Raw genomic sequence first — 16,040 nt, 5'->3', positions numbered from 1 at the left:
GGCTGAAAACGAGTGAGTGGGGACGAGTTTAATAAAATCCATACCAGCCGCAATCTGATGAGGTATATGGTACATAGGTGTTAGCAACAATTTGCCTCTGCCCAGCAAATTTCCTACCGTAGTAACCGTCATCAAAACCACGCGCAAATTCACCACCTGCAGTACGCGGCTTGTACTTATCTCCGTCTTTTGCGCTCTCACGTCCCTGACGATAACCATCGGAATAGGCTTGAGGATGATAGCCTGGGTCTTCTTTAAGATACCACTGAGTTACGGGAAAGCAAGATCTGGCTGGAAATGGATAATATCGGCGATAGTAATGTTTGCGGTAGTAACGTCCATGTGCCTCAACAGGCTGAGTGTTAAGTAGAAATCCAGTAGTGGTTGCTAAAGCTACTAAAAGAATAGGAATAATTTTTTTCATACTATTAGTCTCCAGAGTTGAGAACTCCTGGTATTTTTAATTTAGCGTTGAAAATTTCTTTGTGACATCACCTGAGAGGATGACTATAGCCAGTCAGTAATGATGATCTGGTTGTTGGCTGTCTCTAACTTTAAGAATCATGTCTCAAAGATAGGTAGTAAAGTGTTGGAAGTTGGGCTGGGCGAGTTCGTTTTTGCTTGTAGCGATCGCCACTGTAGAATGTTGTTGGATGCAGACTCTAGTAGGGCAAACTATCTATTTTTGGCAGTCTTCCAAGTCATACACACAAAACCCGATAAATCTGTAGTATAATAGACAAAATTATTTTTACCACGGGCGTTTAATAAAAGCATTAGTGCCTGAGGAGATGTCATCTGGGATTTTGTGAGTAGCAATCTGCTACTCGAACATTTGTCACTATAAACATTATTAAGCACCGTGATTGATTCTAATTTCCTGACAGCACATCCTTCAACTACCACGGTCGCGATCATCGGCGCTGGCTTCAGTGGTTCTTTAGTAGCGGCTCACCTGTTAAAAACTGCCAATCGACCTCTGCTGATCAAGCTGATTGAGCGCAGTCACGAAATTGGCAAGGGAGTTGCCTACAGCACCAACACCAACAGCCATTTGCTGAATGTATCCGCAGGCAAGATGAGTGCCTTTCCCGATGATCCCGGTCATCTGTTGCGCTGGCTCCACTATAACCGTAACGAGTTGGCGGTATACCTGCCCAAAGATTTGAACGCCAGCAGCTTCATTCCCCGTCAGATCTACGGGCTTTATATCCAGTCCATTCTGGAGGAAGCAGAAGCTACGGCTTCAAGTAACGTTCGGCTAGAGCGCGTCATTGATGAAGTGGTAGCAGTAGAGCCACAAGCAAAACAAGCGATCGTCTCCTTACGGAGCAGCCGTACTTTCGTGGCAGATAAAATTGTGCTGGCAGTAGGAAATGCATCCACACCTCCTCCACTTTCTCCACCTCCAACATCACAGTCAAACGATCGCACCAACAACTCCTACCTACGCCATGCTTGGTCAATCGATGCTTTGAAAGAGCTTGAGCCGGATGCGCCTGTATTGCTAATTGGCACTGGATTAACGATGGTGGATATGGTGGTGGCACTCCACGAGCGCAACCATCGAGGCAAAATTCATGCCGTGTCTCGCCGGGGCTTGAAACCATTGCCACATCAATCGACAAAACCCTACCCCGCCTTTTTAACCCCTGACACCGCACCTAAAACAATTCGAGGCTTGCTCCGGCGCATTCGCAGTGAGGTGCAGACGGCAGAGGCGCAGGGATACGACTGGCGATCAGTGATTGATTCCCTGCGTCCCATCACTCAGCAACTGTGGCAGCAACTGCCCCGCGTGGAGCAGCAGCGTTTTTTACGCCATGCCACCCCCTATTGGGATGTGCATCGGCATCGAATTGCCCCCGAAATTGGCAAGATTATCCAAGCAATGCTGGATTCAGGACAACTAACTATTACCTCCGGGCGCATTCAGGACTATCAAACGGTATCTGACGGGGTAGCAGTGACAGTTCGCCGACGTCAAACGACAATGAATTGGGTTTTGCAGGTTAGTCGCGTAGTGAATTGCACTGGGGTTCACGCAGATTATCGGCGATCGCCCCAACCCCTAATAATTGCCAGTTTACTTGACCAAGGGTTGATCCGTCCCAACGAAATTGGCTTGGGGATGGATACTGCCGCTGATGGTGTAGTATTCGATGCTCAGGGCAACCGTTCAACCCTGCTCTATACCTTGGGTACGCCGCGCAAAGGCAATTTGTTTGAAACGATCGCCGTCCCAGAATTGCGTGAGCAGGCACAGGCACTAGCGGCAACGCTGTTGCAGTCACTCCCAGTGAGAGTACGTCCCGTTTCACCCTTTGATCGCACCATTGAACTTGACAGCAAAGCTCCTCGATCCCCCATTCCCCAGTCAACACTGTTGTTTCGCCAATTCTTTGACCCGGAATCCAGTACTTACACTTATCTGATTGCGGACAGTCAAACGAAAGAAGCGGTGCTGGTTGATACAGTATTAGAACAAGTAGACCGTGATTTACAAGTGCTGGATGACTTGGGGTTGAACTTGCGCTACTGTTTGGAAACTCACATCCATGCCGATCATATCACCGGAGCAGGTAAACTGAGACAACAAACAGGTTGTCAGGTAATGGTACCCTTAAATAGTACTGCTCGGTCTGCGGATCACTCCCTTGGCGATCGCGAAACCTTAATTGTGGGAACTGTACGGATTGAGGCGATTGCCACACCAGGGCACACCGATAGTCATCTGGCTTATTTAGTCAACAAAACTCATCTATTAACAGGGGATGCCTTATTAATTCGGGGCTGTGGACGCACAGACTTTCAATCGGGCGATGCAGGCATTCTGTACGATACTGTGACACAACAGTTATTTACTCTCCCAGAGGAAACCCTAGTTTATCCCGCCCATGATTACAAAGGGCGCACCGTTTCTACAATTGGCGAAGAAAAACGCCTCAATCCCCGATTTAGTGATCGTAGCCGCGATCAATTTATCACGATCATGAACCATCTGGGTTTAAGCTATCCTAAAAAGATGAACGAAGCCGTACCCGCCAATGAATACTGTGGCGATTTTATGCCAGAAGCAAGTCTTTCTAATGGCACTTCGGCGATCGATGCAGAGCGTGAAAAAGTAGAACTAACGTTATCAACCAATACTGAAATTTATGAGGACTACTTTGCTATGTACATTTAAGAGTGCTTATATAGACTTCAGCTATTAGCCATGTACTAATGCTGAATCAGTAAGGAACGCAGGTACAGTCTGAGAAAGCGTAGCCAGCAGAACCAAATTTTAGCAGGTTGATCAAAGAATGTAAAAATATCGCCAAAGCCTACGTTAGTTTTTTGATGGTGAAGCCAATGTTGCTCAGGAGTTGTGATGAACAGAATCTGACACAAAAAATTCACAAACTTCGGAGTTTGCCAACCGATAACACTGGTATGTCTCCACCATACATGAAACTGACCAAAAAGCAATCCCAAGACTACGCCGACGGGAGAAAAAGACCATAAAATTAACGCTACGAGTATATACGGTAAAGCACCCAGAAAACCATCTAAAAGAATCTTGTAATTGAACAACAGGATAGCGTAGTGACGGAATTCTTTCTTTGCCGAGTGGTGTGTTTTTAGATGGAGGCTACCAAAAACATGTTCGGGTACGTGGTAGCAGAAGGTAGAAAGAAAGTCACCAAAAAACAGTAATAGCCAAGCAAAAGCCAAAGCCTCAAACATTTTGACTCCTTTTTGAAGGGAAAACTGTTAAGCGTATCGTTGACTTCTACTAGCGATGCCCTAAGATTGGGCGGAGCTTGTATTGCCAAAATTTTATTTACTTAAAGTTTATCAAATTACCGTATTTTTGCCGTTGAATAATACTCTTGCATAAATTGCAGTAAAAAGCAAGCGATCGTACACAGTTACACAATCAACTCTCTACTTAGCAAATTCAGGAGGTTCTGCTGTTTCATTATTGAATAATATTCAAAAGAAAAAGAGAAAGAGATAAACAGTAAGAAGAGAAATGATACAATCATTCTTTTCCATTCATCTCTTTCTCTCGCGAGGAGAACAATAAATTATTTGTTAGATATAGCAACGGCATCAAACACCCTGAGTGGATCGGTTAATAGTGCCTCAGAAACGTTGATTTGATTCGAGAGTAAACCAAAGCGATAAAAGACATCAGCAGCGTATTATTGTTCCTAAATCAACTCTGGAGAAAGTGGAACGAGTTCCCAAAGTCCTTAAAAATCTTTCATTACTATATAAAATACGCTAAATTTATATATTTAACGTATATTTATGATTATACTATTGCACAGTCCCTGAAAAAACACAAGACCTCATCCAAGGCAAGGCATTTTTTTTGCAATATATTTAGTTATACTCACAATTAGTATTACTTAATTTTAAGTTTACATATATTTTGATTACAAAATAGTTGTATTTGGCTCAGATGCTATGTGATAATTTATTATCATGTGCTTTAATTTTGAGCAGTGTTGTCACTTCTCACAAAGCTATCGAAAAGCTAGATTTTACCATAAAAACACTGGGATTCAAAGTGATTAATATCGTTAGTGATGTGAAATTTTAATAAGCACATGTTTCTTTGTTACCAGTATGAAAATATCGCAAGTTGTAGGCAAAGAGTTTTCTCAAGTCCCAGTAATTGATATCAGCGCGTTGGTGACTGGAATTGGCGATTCTCCGACGGAATGCGATGCCAAAGGCAAACCGCCACGTCTACGCCAGACAGTTGCATCTCAAATCGGGCAGGCATGTCTTGAGTGCGGGTTTTTCTATATTATTGGGCATGGCGTAGATGAAGGGTTGCAACAAAGGCTCGAACAACTCAGCCGACAGTTTTTCGCGCAGCCGTTGGAAACTAAACAGGAAATTCGCATGGCTCTGGGTGGTAAAGCATGGCGGGGGTACTTTCCGGTTGGAGGCGAATTAACATCTGGCAAACCCGACATGAAAGAGGGAATTTACTTTGGTGCGGAATTGGCAGAGGATCACCCGCTTGTGCAAGCTGACACTCCCATGCATGGTCCCAACCTCTTTCCCTCCAACATACCATTATTCCGGGAGACAGTACTGGAATATATGGAGGCAATGACGAAACTTGGACACACTCTCATGACTGGTATTGCTCTCAGCCTTGGGCTGGAAGAATCCTACTTCACTGACCGTTACACATCAGACCCATTGACATTATTTCGTATATTTAACTACCCTCCTGATTCATCATCATCTGATAGTGGAACTAGGTGGGGGGTGGGAGAACATACTGACTACGGTGTTTTAACCATTCTCAAACAAGACGACTCTGGTGGATTGCAGGTGAAGTCTAAGTCAGGCTGGATCGCTGCGCCTCCTGTTCCTGGTTCGTTTGTGTGCAATATTGGGGACATGCTAGATCGCATGACGGGCGGTTTGTATCGTTCCACACCTCACCGCGTTCAAAACCAATCGGGACGCTCGCGCCTTTCTTTCCCCTTCTTCTTCGATCCCAACTTCCACGTGGAAGTCAAGCCCATTGAACTGCGCTCTGGGGTGCATGACGATCTTGAAGAACGTTGGGATCGAGCTAGCGTCCACGCCTTTCGGGGAACCTATGGTGATTATGTGTTGAGCAAGGTGTCTAAAGTTTTCCCAGAATTGCGTCGTACAGTTTTATGAATTATTGAGAAATAACCAAGGTATAAAAAGTTAAGGTAATACAACTTTTTTAGTTGACGCAGACAAAAAACTGTGGGATATTTATATTTATCTACTGTAATTTTGTAGAGATACAGTAATAAAAAAGGCTGTTGCAAAAGCTTTCAACAACTGAAAGACTGACAACCTTTGTGCGTAGGGAAGTCTAAAACTTCGCTTGTTGCTTTGTTGCACATGTTTAAGTCTGTGCAATTACTTTTGTAGTGCTTAGTAATATTCAGTCAAATAAGTGTATTTTTGGTCTATAAACGGACCTGATTTCAAGATTGTGGCAGCAAAAGCCATTCCCGAACCTACCACTATTTTAGGTGTACTTTTCATTGGTGGTTTGGGAACTATCTTAAATCGTCAGCGAACTGTTGCAGGCTGATTTAAGTAAGCACGTTTGATCTGTCGGGCTTAACTTGACCGTAATAGCGCCCCCGAGGGTAGAGAAAACTGCTTTTGTCTTTCGGATCAGACTGTTCCATCAATTCACCCCATATGTTAATTTTTTGTTAAATTAGTTAATTTTAACTTAACTTTATACTTAAACTGAATTTTAATATACCATAATTCGAGCGGTTTACCGTAGTAAATGAAAATACTTAAGACTACGACATTGTAGATCCTACATAACGTCGGCTAGCTTTACCCAGTTTTCGTTTTCCTACTGTTATGACTATGAATGAAATGTTTTTCAGTCCAAGCGATTGGCAGAGTATAGCTTTCCGACTAACTTTAGCTTTAGTGGTTGGTATGGCGGTCATTTCTTACGGTAATCCGGTAGAATTGCTGTAATTAACTTGTGCGTGATCAATTTTGAGGGTAAAAATATGGCACATGCCTGTTGTGGACCCGGCTATGCCTCCCCAGAAGCGGCGAGCAAAGCAGATAGGGAAAAGCTCCTGTATGCGATCGCCCTCTACACTGGATCGGGAATTGAAGAACCAGATTACCTGGCAACAGTGGATGCTAACCCAGACTCGCCCACCTATTCCCAGGTGATTCATCGCCTGACTATGCCATACATCGGAGATGAGCTACACCATTTTGGTTGGAACGCCTGTAGCTCTTGCCACGATGATGCCAGTAAATCGCGACGCTATTTAATCATTCCAGGATTTCGTTCTAGTCGTATTTACATCGTCGATACCGCTGAACCTAAAGCACCTAAGCTCCACAAGGTGATTGAGGCAGAGGAAATAAAAGCAAAAACCAATCTTACTGCCCCCCATACAGTTCACTGTCTGGCAAATAGTCAAGTGATGATCTCAATGTTGGGAGACAGCGAGGGAAATGGACCTGGTGGCTTTTTACTACTTGATGAAAACTTTGACATCATCGGGCGTTGGGAGCATCAAGCTGATGCCATGAAGTACAACTATGACTTTTGGTATCAACCCCGGCACAACGTGATGGTTAGCAGTGAATGGGGCGCACCCAAAACCTTTTACCCTGGCTTTGACTTGAATGATGTCCAGGCTGGCAATTATGGGAAACAAATACATTTTTGGGATTGGCACAAGCACGATATCATTCAAAGTTTTGACTTGGGAGAGGAAGGCTTAATTCCCCTAGAAGTCCGCTTTCACCACAATCCTGACAGTACTCATGGCTACGTAGGAGCCGCTCTTAGCAGCAATATCTGGCACTGGCACAAGCCCAATGGCTCCTGGCAGGTAGAGAAAGTAGTGGATGTGCCTGCGGTAGAACTAGCAGGCTGGCCTTTCCCAGTTCCCTCGTTGATTACCGATTTACTGGTATCTCTGGACGATCGCTATCTTTACTTTTCCAACTGGCTACATGGAGACATCCGACAATATGATATCACTGACCCTACCCATCCCAAGCTAACCGGACAGGTTTGGTGCGGAGGTTTGTTAGGTAAGAGCGGTGAAGTTAAAGGTCACAAGCTCGTTGGAGGACCGCAAATGCTACAACTAAGTCTAGATGGCAGGCGGCTCTACGTCACTAACTCCCTATTTAGCACCTGGGATAATCAGTTCTACCCAGATTTAGCTCAAACAGGTTCTTACCTTTTACAAATTGATTGTGACGCAAACAAAGGAGGATTGGAGATTAACGAGAACTTTTATGTTGACTTTGGCAAAGAACCCAGTGGTCCCGCTCGCGCCCATGAGATACGCTATCCAGGCGGCGATTCCACCTCTGATATCTGGATTTAGCAACAGCAAATACACTCATCTGAAAATGCTCCGCGAATAAATAAGATAATTTGATAAATAAACCGTATTTAATTTTGTAAAAGTAGTAGAGACGCGAAATTTCGCGTCTCTACATTGTGCTTAAAAAGTAATGCTAACTGACCTTGTTTTTGAGCTAATCTCTACTGCTAAGTACTTCATTTATTTACGCCTACCTACTTATGACAAATTCAACTTTTCGCCTTATTGCCCGTTTCGTAGCTTTACCAGAAAAGATAGAAGAAGTCAAGGCTGTGCTGCTGGAGCTAATTGAACCAACTCGACAAGAAGCAGGTTGTATTAAGTATGAATTGCTACAAAATCAGTCTGAGCCAACAGACTTCACTTTTGTGGAGGAATGGGCTTCAAAAGATGCCTTTGATGTTCATTTAGCCTCAACCCATCTTAAGGAAGTACTAGCTAAACTCAAAGGAATTGCTTCTGAACCCGAAGTCCGCTTTTACAATTTATTGGCTTAAAAATAGCTATTTCTTGTGGAGCAGGCATCTTGCCTGCCCTACAGCCTTACTACTAACGTCTACCTCCCTGAATTTGGTCAAAAATAGCTCCATCATCAAAGAACTTCTTCTGAACTGCTCCCCAACCGCCGAAGTTTTGGATAGTAGCGAGTTTGCCAATCTTAGGAAATTGCTTCTGTGTTTCCTTAGCTACTGTAGCATCAACAGGACGGAACCCTACTTTGGCAAATTCTCGTTGAGCTTCTGGCGTGAACAAGAACTTGACAAAAGCCTCAGCGACTTGCCGAGTACCGCGCTTATCCACCACTTTGTCTACAACAGCAACTGGGGTGTCAATGGAAATATTGACTGGAGGAAGCACTGAAGGAAATTGAGATTGTCCTTTGATACTAGCCAAAATCTCTTCATTCTCATAGTTCAACAGCACGTCTCCCTGATTTCGCTTATAAAAAGTATCACTAGCTTCCCTAGCATCTTTAGGTAAAACAGCGACATTTTGATAAACTTTAGCCACATAATCACGGGCTTTAGCTTCATTTCCGCCTGCATTGATTACTGATCCCCACAGTCCGAGAAAGTTCCAACGCGCTACTCCAGAAGTCTTGGGATTAGCAGTTACGACTTGAATTCCGGGTTTGGCTAAGTCAGCCCAACCACTAATTTTTTTGGGATTTCCAGGACGAGTCACCAGCACTACTGCTGATCTAGTAACGATCCCATTGTTGGGAACTTCTTTTTCCCAACCTGGTTTAATCAGCCCCGCCTGCTGAATTTTGTCTGTGTCAAATCCTAGAGCTAGAGCTACTACATCCGCTTCCAAGCCATCAATTACAGCTCTTGTTTGGCTGCCAGAACCACCGTAACTTTCGCGAAAAACTACATCTTGTTTACGCTCTTTCTTCCACTTTTGTACAAATAGAGGAATGATTTTTGAGTAAGCTTCTTTGGTTACAGCGTAGGAAACTAAAGTCAGTTCAACAGGTTTATTTTGAGCGATTAGTTGAGATTTGGAGTACTCAGGTGAAGATTGGTTTTGTAAGGCAATCCCTGCGTAAACGGGTAGCCCCACACTTAGACTGAAACCTGTGGCTACCAGCAATGTGCGGGCGCGATGATAAGATTTTTTTCCGGTTTGCAGTATGGATTTACCAGAATTCGATTTGGGAGCTTCCATCGTAAGATTTTCCTTTTTGATTTTATCTACGCTTTATAGGTAGACATTAAGTATTTGATTGATTAAATACAATCTCATAGACAGTGAGAAAAAGCAAGTATTTTTACATACAATTGTTTTGCCAACAGGGTAGAATAGAAATGTTAAGTGGGGCTGGAGCGATGACCACAACAACGAAGTCACGAATGACCTTTGAGGAGTACCTAGCTTACGATGATGGGACAGACAAGCAGTATGAACTGGTTGCAGGGGAATTAGTAGCAATGCCACCAGAGGATAGGGGTAACTCAAAAATCGCATTGTTCCTCTTGGCGAAACTATTGGAAGTTTTCAGTGAGGAAAGGCTTTGCCACAAAGACACTGAAATTGAAGTGTCTGGAGCAATGGCTCAAACGCGCTTGCCCGATTTAATGCTTTTGTCAGAAGAATTAGCAGAAATTCTGGGAGATAATCGCGGAACTATCACCCGCGATATGCCTCCACCTGAGTTGATTATTGAAGTCGCATCACCAGGTAAAACTAATCAGGAGCGCGACTATCGCTTCAAACGCTCTGAATATGCAGCTAGAGGTGTTAGGGAGTATTGGGTAATTAACCCACCACAAAGCAACATAACAGTTTACACTTTAGTTGCTGGTTTTTACGAAGAAGCTGTGTACACAGGAGAAATGGTGATTCAATCCGAGTTTGAGGTACTGCGCATGACGGCTCTTCAAGTTCTTCAGCGCAAAAGGTAGATTGCAGCAATAGTACCAGATTGTGGAGCCGTTATGAAGTATCTTTGAGCTAGACCATTCATAACTGGAAAGAGAGCTTCTAACATCCATGTGCCAATTGCTAGGAATGAATTGCAATACACCAACAGATATTTGCTTTTCTTTTGAGGGCTTTGCGGCGCGGGGAGGGAAAACTGACGATCATCGTGATGGTTGGGGCATAGCTTTCTTTGAAGGAAAGGGATACAGGATTTTGTTAGATGACAAACCTTCGGTGATATCCCCCATCGCTGAGTTAGTACGACGCTATCCCATCCACTCTACCCATGTGATTGCCCATATCCGCAAAGCTACTCAAGGTAAAATTGCTCTAGAAAACTGTCATCCCTTCCGTCGGGAATTGTGGGGACGTTACTGGGTGTTTGCTCACAATGGAGATTTACCTGGTTTTCAACCAGAAGGTATGAAGTTTTATCAAGCTGTGGGCAACACTGATAGTGAAAAAGCATTCTGCCTTATACTAGATGAGTTGCGAAAATACTTTCCTTACGGGAAGCCGTCTTTAGAACAACTTTACTCTTTGCTGAATGACATCTCAAAAACTCTGGCAAGTCAAGGAATATTTAACTACTTGCTTTCAGATGGAGAACACTTTTTTGCCCATTGCTCAACCAAACTCTCCTATATTGTGCGCCAAGCGCCTTTTGCCGCAGCCCACTTGATTGACGAAGATGTAACGGTAGATTTCAGCGAACTGACGACTCCGAGCGATCGCGTTGCTGTCATCGCTACTACCCCCTTAACTGATAATGAAATTTGGACACAAATCCAACCTGGAGAATTACTAGTGTTTCAAGACGGCTTACCCCATAAATTTGTATAAATTGAAATCTACCACAGGTCATATACATAAAATCTTCACCTCCTTGAGCGGAAAAGTGAAGATTTTCTCTTGAAATTTAACCTGCTCTTATATAAGATATTTACACAAGTGATACTATAACTCTACCAATAAACAGTAGTTATCTGAATATAGGAAACGAAATGAATTTTTGGCAGTGTGCATTAAAAAAATCAGGGGAAATCAGTAATCGGCTGAGGCTCAAGTCCATCAAAAGCTTTTTATCACTGTTTTTAGTGGGAGTAAGCTTGAGTGTGGCGATCGCCGCTTGTTCTGGTGGTAGCGATACTGCTAACACTGGTAGTAATACAGGTACTAGTGCTAGCCCTGTGGCTGCTAACAAACAGGATGTGCAAATCAACTTAGTTTCTTTTGCCGTCACCAAGGCTGCTCACGACGCTATTATACCCAAGTTCGTAGAAAAATGGAAGCAAGAACGTAACCAAAACGTCACCTTCAACCAAAGCTATGGCGGATCTGGTTCTCAAACAAGGGCTGTGATAGATGGTTTAGAAGCAGATATTGTCCATTTAGCATTAGCTTTAGACACAGACAAGATTCAGAAAGCAGGACTAATTGAGCCTGGATGGGAGAAAGAAGCCCCCAATAATAGCATTGTCTCCAAAAGTGTTGCTGCAATAGTTACCCGTGAAGGAAACCCCAAAAACATCAAAACTTGGGCAGACTTAGGCAAAGATGGAGTCCAACTAATTACAGCCGATCCCAAAACATCAGGCATTGCACGTTGGAATTTCTTAGCATTGTGGAACTCAGTAATTAAAACAGGTGGAGGAGAAGATAAAGCAACTGAATTTGTGACCAAAGTGTACACTAGTGTGCCAGTACTCACAAAAGATGCCCGTGAAGCTACTGACGTATTCTTTAAGAAAAATCAGGGTGATGCTCTGATTAACTACGAAAACGAAATTATCTTCGCGGCACAAAAAGGGCAGAAGCTACCATACATAATTCCTGATGTCAACATCTCCATCGATAACCCCATTACATTGGTAGACAAAAATGTAGATAAGCATGGTACTCGTGAAGTAGCAGAAGCTTTTGTCAAATATTTGTATACACCAGAAGCACAACAGGAATTTGCCAAAGTAGGATTTAGACCTGTAGATGAGACAGTAGCTCAAACAAAAGATCTTGCCAAAAAATATCCTAAGGTCAAAAATCTAGGCACAGTTCAAGAATACGGCGGCTGGGATGCCATTCAGAAGAAATTCTTTGACGATGGCGCTTTATTCGACAAAATACAAACAAAAATCAAACGGTAATTGTAGAGACGTTCCGACGGAACGTCTCTACCCCACATCCCCAATAAAAAACTATGGCTGTATCATCTCCACAATTTAGCAACACAACTCCAGGCTGGAAGGGGTTTTTGCTTCAGTTAAATCGAATTCATTGGACATGGCGAATCACTTGGGTATACCTAAGTGTGATGTTATTTTTGCCGATAGTCGCCATGTTGCTCAAAGCGTTTACCACGCCTCCGGCAAAGTTTTGGGAAATCGCTACCAGTCCCATTGCATTAGCTACATATGATGTAACTTTTGTTACGGCTTTAATATCTGCTTTAGCAAATGGTGTATTTGGTACGTTAATTGCTTGGGTCTTTGTCCGCTACGATTTCCCATTGAAGAAGTTAATTGATGCTTCCATAGATTTACCGTTTGCCTTGCCAACAGCGGTAGCAGGTTTAACATTAGCGACAGTGTACAGCGAAAATGGCTGGATTGGTTCTTTGGTTGCACCCTTTGGCATTAAGATAGCGTTCACTCGTCTGGGGGTGGGAGTAGCGATGACGTTCATCTCTCTTCCCTTTGTAGTGCGGACTGTGCAACCCGTACTCCAGGAAATGGAAAAGGAAGTAGAAGAAGCGGCTTGGTGCTTGGGTGCAAGTCAATTGCAAACTTTTGTGAAGGTGATTTTACCACCTCTATTTCCCACAATTTTGACAGGTGTGGCTTTGGGTTTTGCTCGTGCAGTTGGAGAATTCGGCTCAACCGTAATTATTGCTTCCAATACTCCTTTCAAAGATTTAATTGCACCTGTACTCATTTTCCAGCGATTGGAGCAGTATGACTATGCTGGTGCAACTGTAATCGGCATCATATTGCTGCTAATTTCTTTGGTGATGTTGCTGGGAATTAATTTATTACAAGCTTGGGGAAGAAGATATGACACAAAGTGACGTGCAAAATTTACCTAGTCTTCATAGTACTAGCGATCCAGACAATCAAAAGCAAACTAAGCCCAGAAATTGGACAACTATATTTTTGATTGGTGCAGCGATATTGTATTTAGCCTTGGTAATTTACATTCCGGCTATTAATGTTTTTATCGAAGCTTTTCATAAAGGAGTAGGACCGTTTTTAAACAACTTAACCAGACCAGATTTTCTCAATGCAGCTTGGCTAACAGTGCTACTGGCTCTAATTTCTGTGCCTGTAAATACAGTTTTTGGTCTGTGTGCAGCTTGGGCGATCGCCCGCAAAAAGTTTCCAGGACGTACTCTGCTGCTTTCCATTATTGACCTACCCTTTTCCATCTCCCCTGTAGTAGCCGGTCTAATGATTGTGTTACTGTATGGGCGCAATGGTTGGTTTGGTAGCATTTTAGAAGCCAACGATATCAAAGTCATCTTTGCTTTGCCGGGAATGATCCTGGCGACAGCCTTTGTCAGTATGCCCTTTGTCGCTCGTGAAGTGATTCCTGTATTAGAGGAGATGGGTAGCGATCAAGATGAAGCAGCTAAAACTTTAGGAGCAAATGATTGGCAGATATTTTGGCGCGTCACCCTACCTGGTATACGTTGGGGCTTACTATATGGTGTGCTATTAACCAACGCTAGAGCAATGGGTGAATTTGGTGCTGTTTCTGTAGTGTCAGGAAACATCGCCAGAAAAACACAAAGCTTACCTTTATATGTGGAGGATGCATACAAACAGTATGAAACTGAAGCAGCTTTTTCTGCTGCCGTATTATTAGCCTTTCTAGCAGTTTTAACTTTGGTGTTGAAGGAGATTTTGGAACGGAGAACAGGCGGTGCGAAACGAAGACAACATTAAAGTGGTACAGTATGATTTCCGAAAATACGCTTAACCATAAACGAATTCGCCTGAGAATTCCCAAAGACTATCACCAAGAACCTGTGATTTCTCGCTTAGTTTCTGATTATGGTTTGGTGGTGAATATCACTGCTGCTATGCTCGGAGCTAATGCTATTGGTGATGGTTGGTTTGACTTGGATTTACAAGGAACAACTACACAAATTGACGGTGGGCTGACCTATCTCAATACTTTAGGTCTAGAAATCTGGCATGACATCAGTACAGGTACTTGGTAAGTGAACAGAGAAACGCGGTTTCTCACAGAAACGAGAAACGCGGTTTCTCACAGAAACCGGGTTTCTGAGATCTGATAACTGTTAACTGTTAAAAGTCCTATGTCTCCGAGAAAAACCACTCAACCTACTCCAGTTCATAGTCAAATTAGGGTGCCTCAGCATTACCACAGCCAACCTGTAATTTCCCGTCTCATCTCGCGCTATGGCTTAACTGTAAATATCACAGCAGCGTCCCTAGCTCAAGATAGTCACAACTACGGCTGGTTTGACTTGGAACTTCAAGGTAATCCAGAACAAATCACAGATAGTTTGTGCTATTTGCAAAGATTGGGCGTTGATTTAATGCAACTGGGAATTATGGGTAAAACACTTAGTAAACCAACATCTTTGTCATTCTCCACTGCATACAGTAACTATTCAAAACAATCTGCACCTTTAACAACTCAATGGGAAAGTTTGCAGCATGGGGTTTCGGTAGGGCAAAGCAATCGAGTGCGCTTGCAATTGTGTATCTTGAAAACTTATTACCAAAAACCCGTAATTTCTGAGTTAGTTTCGCGCTATGGTTTAACTGTCAACATTACCAGTGCTTCGCTCAATCCTAATCAAGAGTCAGATGGCTGGTTCAATCTGGATTTGTGGGGTAAACCAAAACAACTTTTTTCCAGCCTAAATTACTTAGAAGAATTGGGACTACCGTTATGGTTGGATTATTCTGCTCTTTATGGTAATCCCAACTTAATTGTATAAATGACAGCTTTTCTTAACCGTCAAATTACAGTAAAATATGAAACAGACTAATTTTCTAATCAGAATACAAAGCAAGCCAAACGCCGAGGGCGATGGCTGGCATTGTGAATAAGTTTGACCCTAAATTTCATAGTGCCAAATTTCTTCTTCCCTTAGCACAATTCGATGTAATGTCATGCGATGAATTAATCCTTGTTCCTCTAGGTTCAACAAAACACGAGTTATTGTCACACGAGATGTGTTTAGTAAATCAGCAATGTCTTGATGAGTTAAACGCATATCAATTAGCTGTCCTGTTTCTATAGCTCGCCCAAACTTTTTGGCTAACCAAGCTAACAGCTTAATTAGCATAGTTTCTACTGTTTTATAACTGCGAATTACCATTAGTTCTTCAGCTTGTTGAACATGTGCCAACAAAACATCTGTCAGTTGATACAACCCATCTAGAGGAAAAATAGTCACATCTACTCTGGTTAAACACTCGATCTGATATGGTTCAATTTTGGACAAAGCTTTGCCAACAATATCTCCTGCCCCCCACACTCCCATCGTGACGAGCGTACCGTCTTCGTGCCACGTTACAACTCGTATTACCCCTGTTTCTATTTTCCATAGATTATCCAAGGGTAGGAATGAGCGGGGCTTGAATTGCATCCTGAGATTTTTTCCAGAATGATTGGGAAAAGGTATTGAAAGAGACATTTTTGTATAAACTCCTATTTCTTGATAAACAAATAGTAGTTTATTAATATATC

At 42.9% G+C, this 16,040-nt stretch carries 18 protein-coding genes; 14 read left to right on the top strand and 4 right to left on the bottom strand.

Annotated features, from left to right (window positions below; translation table 11 throughout):
* Positions 1-28: 28 nt before the first annotated feature.
* The gene (locus tag ICL16_RS26150; protein WP_190833852.1) at positions 29-424 is read right to left on the bottom strand and encodes a hypothetical protein; all 396 of its coding nucleotides are present in this window, start codon (positions 422-424) and stop codon (positions 29-31) included.
* A gap of 99 nt (positions 425-523) precedes the next feature.
* Here ICL16_RS26150 and ICL16_RS26145 point away from each other — a divergent pair, with 99 nt between their 5' ends.
* Together ICL16_RS26145 and ICL16_RS26140 are read left to right on the top strand one after the other, a co-directional pair.
* On the top strand, positions 524-736 hold the full coding sequence (locus tag ICL16_RS26145) for a hypothetical protein (protein ID WP_190833849.1): 213 nt from the start codon (positions 524-526) through the stop codon (positions 734-736).
* A gap of 126 nt (positions 737-862) precedes the next feature.
* Entirely contained in the window at positions 863-3,187 is a 2,325-nt protein-coding gene (locus tag ICL16_RS26140) for an FAD/NAD(P)-binding protein (protein ID WP_190833847.1), read from the top strand.
* A 35-nt stretch (positions 3,188-3,222) separates the two neighbouring features.
* On the opposite strand, the gene ICL16_RS26135 is transcribed toward ICL16_RS26140, so the two are convergent.
* Positions 3,223-3,729 carry a sterol desaturase family protein gene (locus ICL16_RS26135; protein ID WP_190833845.1) on the bottom strand — a complete coding sequence of 169 codons (507 nt, stop codon included), beginning with the start codon at positions 3,727-3,729 and terminating at the stop codon, positions 3,223-3,225.
* A gap of 891 nt (positions 3,730-4,620) precedes the next feature.
* Here ICL16_RS26135 and ICL16_RS26130 point away from each other — a divergent pair.
* From ICL16_RS26130 to ICL16_RS26115, 5 genes are all read left to right on the top strand, one after another.
* Entirely contained in the window at positions 4,621-5,682 is a 1,062-nt protein-coding gene (locus tag ICL16_RS26130) for an isopenicillin N synthase family dioxygenase (protein WP_190833843.1), read from the top strand.
* A gap of 307 nt (positions 5,683-5,989) precedes the next feature.
* On the top strand, positions 5,990-6,091 hold the full coding sequence (locus tag ICL16_RS46000) for a PEP-CTERM sorting domain-containing protein (RefSeq protein WP_190833841.1): 102 nt from the start codon (positions 5,990-5,992) through the stop codon (positions 6,089-6,091).
* A gap of 287 nt (positions 6,092-6,378) precedes the next feature.
* On the top strand, positions 6,379-6,501 hold the full coding sequence (locus ICL16_RS46925) for a hypothetical protein (protein WP_273039495.1): 123 nt from the start codon (positions 6,379-6,381) through the stop codon (positions 6,499-6,501).
* Between the two features lie 35 nt (positions 6,502-6,536).
* Entirely contained in the window at positions 6,537-7,889 is a 1,353-nt protein-coding gene (locus tag ICL16_RS26120; RefSeq protein WP_190833839.1) for a selenium-binding family protein, read from the top strand.
* Between the two features lie 200 nt (positions 7,890-8,089).
* Complete coding sequence (locus ICL16_RS26115; protein WP_190833838.1) at positions 8,090-8,386, top strand: putative quinol monooxygenase; 297 nt, start codon at positions 8,090-8,092, stop codon at positions 8,384-8,386.
* Positions 8,387-8,438: 52 nt separating this feature from the next.
* Here ICL16_RS26115 and ICL16_RS26110 read toward each other — a convergent pair whose 3' ends face one another.
* Complete coding sequence (locus tag ICL16_RS26110) at positions 8,439-9,560, bottom strand: sulfate ABC transporter substrate-binding protein (RefSeq protein ID WP_190833835.1); 1,122 nt, start codon at positions 9,558-9,560, stop codon at positions 8,439-8,441.
* A gap of 161 nt (positions 9,561-9,721) precedes the next feature.
* Between ICL16_RS26110 and ICL16_RS26105 the strand changes: the two genes are divergently transcribed.
* From ICL16_RS26105 to ICL16_RS26075, 7 genes are all read left to right on the top strand, one after another.
* Positions 9,722-10,297: a Uma2 family endonuclease gene (locus ICL16_RS26105; RefSeq protein WP_190833832.1), complete on the top strand. Its 576-nt coding sequence runs from the start codon at positions 9,722-9,724 to the stop codon at positions 10,295-10,297.
* Positions 10,298-10,385: 88 nt separating this feature from the next.
* On the top strand, positions 10,386-11,159 hold the full coding sequence (locus ICL16_RS26100) for a class II glutamine amidotransferase (protein ID WP_190833830.1): 774 nt from the start codon (positions 10,386-10,388) through the stop codon (positions 11,157-11,159).
* Positions 11,160-11,320: 161 nt separating this feature from the next.
* Positions 11,321-12,460: a sulfate ABC transporter substrate-binding protein gene (locus tag ICL16_RS26095; RefSeq protein ID WP_190833828.1), complete on the top strand. Its 1,140-nt coding sequence runs from the start codon at positions 11,321-11,323 to the stop codon at positions 12,458-12,460.
* 53 nt (positions 12,461-12,513) lie between these two features.
* A complete protein-coding gene (gene cysT, locus ICL16_RS26090; RefSeq protein ID WP_190833826.1) occupies positions 12,514-13,380 on the top strand; it encodes a sulfate ABC transporter permease subunit CysT in 867 nt (288 codons plus the stop codon).
* Positions 13,367-14,257 (top strand): sulfate ABC transporter permease subunit CysW, encoded by an 891-nt coding sequence (gene cysW / locus ICL16_RS26085; RefSeq protein WP_190833824.1) that lies wholly within the window; start codon positions 13,367-13,369, stop codon positions 14,255-14,257. Before cysT ends, cysW begins: the two co-directional genes overlap by 14 nt.
* Before the next feature lie 11 nt (positions 14,258-14,268).
* On the top strand, positions 14,269-14,535 hold the full coding sequence (locus tag ICL16_RS26080; RefSeq protein ID WP_190833822.1) for an NIL domain-containing protein: 267 nt from the start codon (positions 14,269-14,271) through the stop codon (positions 14,533-14,535).
* A gap of 99 nt (positions 14,536-14,634) precedes the next feature.
* On the top strand, positions 14,635-15,285 hold the full coding sequence (locus ICL16_RS26075) for an NIL domain-containing protein (RefSeq protein WP_190833820.1): 651 nt from the start codon (positions 14,635-14,637) through the stop codon (positions 15,283-15,285).
* Between the two features lie 120 nt (positions 15,286-15,405).
* Here the strand turns inward: ICL16_RS26075 and ICL16_RS26070 are convergent, their stop codons facing one another.
* Positions 15,406-15,987 (bottom strand): Crp/Fnr family transcriptional regulator, encoded by a 582-nt coding sequence (locus ICL16_RS26070; protein ID WP_190833818.1) that lies wholly within the window; start codon positions 15,985-15,987, stop codon positions 15,406-15,408.
* Positions 15,988-16,040: the final 53 nt, after the last annotated feature.

The organism is Iningainema tapete BLCC-T55 (genome assembly GCF_014698965.1).
Classification (GTDB): domain Bacteria; phylum Cyanobacteriota; class Cyanobacteriia; order Cyanobacteriales; family Nostocaceae; genus Iningainema; species Iningainema tapete.
The sequence above is the reverse complement of the archived record's forward strand: the minus strand, read 5'-3'. Positions and strand labels throughout refer to the sequence as shown.

Excerpts from the sequence above, each read along its gene's own strand:
- ICL16_RS26150 (WP_190833852.1), bottom strand. The coding sequence starts at position 424 with ATGAAAAAAATTATTCCTATTCTTTTAGTAGCTTTAGCAACCACTACT.
- ICL16_RS26145 (WP_190833849.1), top strand. The coding sequence starts at position 524 with ATGATGATCTGGTTGTTGGCTGTCTCTAACTTTAAGAATCATGTCTCA.
- ICL16_RS26135 (WP_190833845.1), bottom strand. The coding sequence starts at position 3,729 with ATGTTTGAGGCTTTGGCTTTTGCTTGGCTATTACTGTTTTTTGGTGAC.
- ICL16_RS26130 (WP_190833843.1), top strand. The coding sequence starts at position 4,621 with ATGAAAATATCGCAAGTTGTAGGCAAAGAGTTTTCTCAAGTCCCAGTA.
- ICL16_RS46925 (WP_273039495.1), top strand. The coding sequence starts at position 6,379 with ATGACTATGAATGAAATGTTTTTCAGTCCAAGCGATTGGCAGAGTATA.
- ICL16_RS26120 (WP_190833839.1), top strand. The coding sequence starts at position 6,537 with ATGGCACATGCCTGTTGTGGACCCGGCTATGCCTCCCCAGAAGCGGCG.
- ICL16_RS26115 (WP_190833838.1), top strand. The coding sequence starts at position 8,090 with ATGACAAATTCAACTTTTCGCCTTATTGCCCGTTTCGTAGCTTTACCA.
- ICL16_RS26110 (WP_190833835.1), bottom strand. The coding sequence starts at position 9,560 with ATGGAAGCTCCCAAATCGAATTCTGGTAAATCCATACTGCAAACCGGA.
- ICL16_RS26105 (WP_190833832.1), top strand. The coding sequence starts at position 9,722 with ATGACCACAACAACGAAGTCACGAATGACCTTTGAGGAGTACCTAGCT.
- ICL16_RS26100 (WP_190833830.1), top strand. The coding sequence starts at position 10,386 with ATGTGCCAATTGCTAGGAATGAATTGCAATACACCAACAGATATTTGC.
- ICL16_RS26095 (WP_190833828.1), top strand. The coding sequence starts at position 11,321 with ATGAATTTTTGGCAGTGTGCATTAAAAAAATCAGGGGAAATCAGTAAT.
- cysT (WP_190833826.1), top strand. The coding sequence starts at position 12,514 with ATGGCTGTATCATCTCCACAATTTAGCAACACAACTCCAGGCTGGAAG.
- cysW (WP_190833824.1), top strand. The coding sequence starts at position 13,367 with ATGACACAAAGTGACGTGCAAAATTTACCTAGTCTTCATAGTACTAGC.
- ICL16_RS26080 (WP_190833822.1), top strand. The coding sequence starts at position 14,269 with ATGATTTCCGAAAATACGCTTAACCATAAACGAATTCGCCTGAGAATT.
- ICL16_RS26075 (WP_190833820.1), top strand. The coding sequence starts at position 14,635 with ATGTCTCCGAGAAAAACCACTCAACCTACTCCAGTTCATAGTCAAATT.
- ICL16_RS26070 (WP_190833818.1), bottom strand. The coding sequence starts at position 15,987 with ATGTCTCTTTCAATACCTTTTCCCAATCATTCTGGAAAAAATCTCAGG.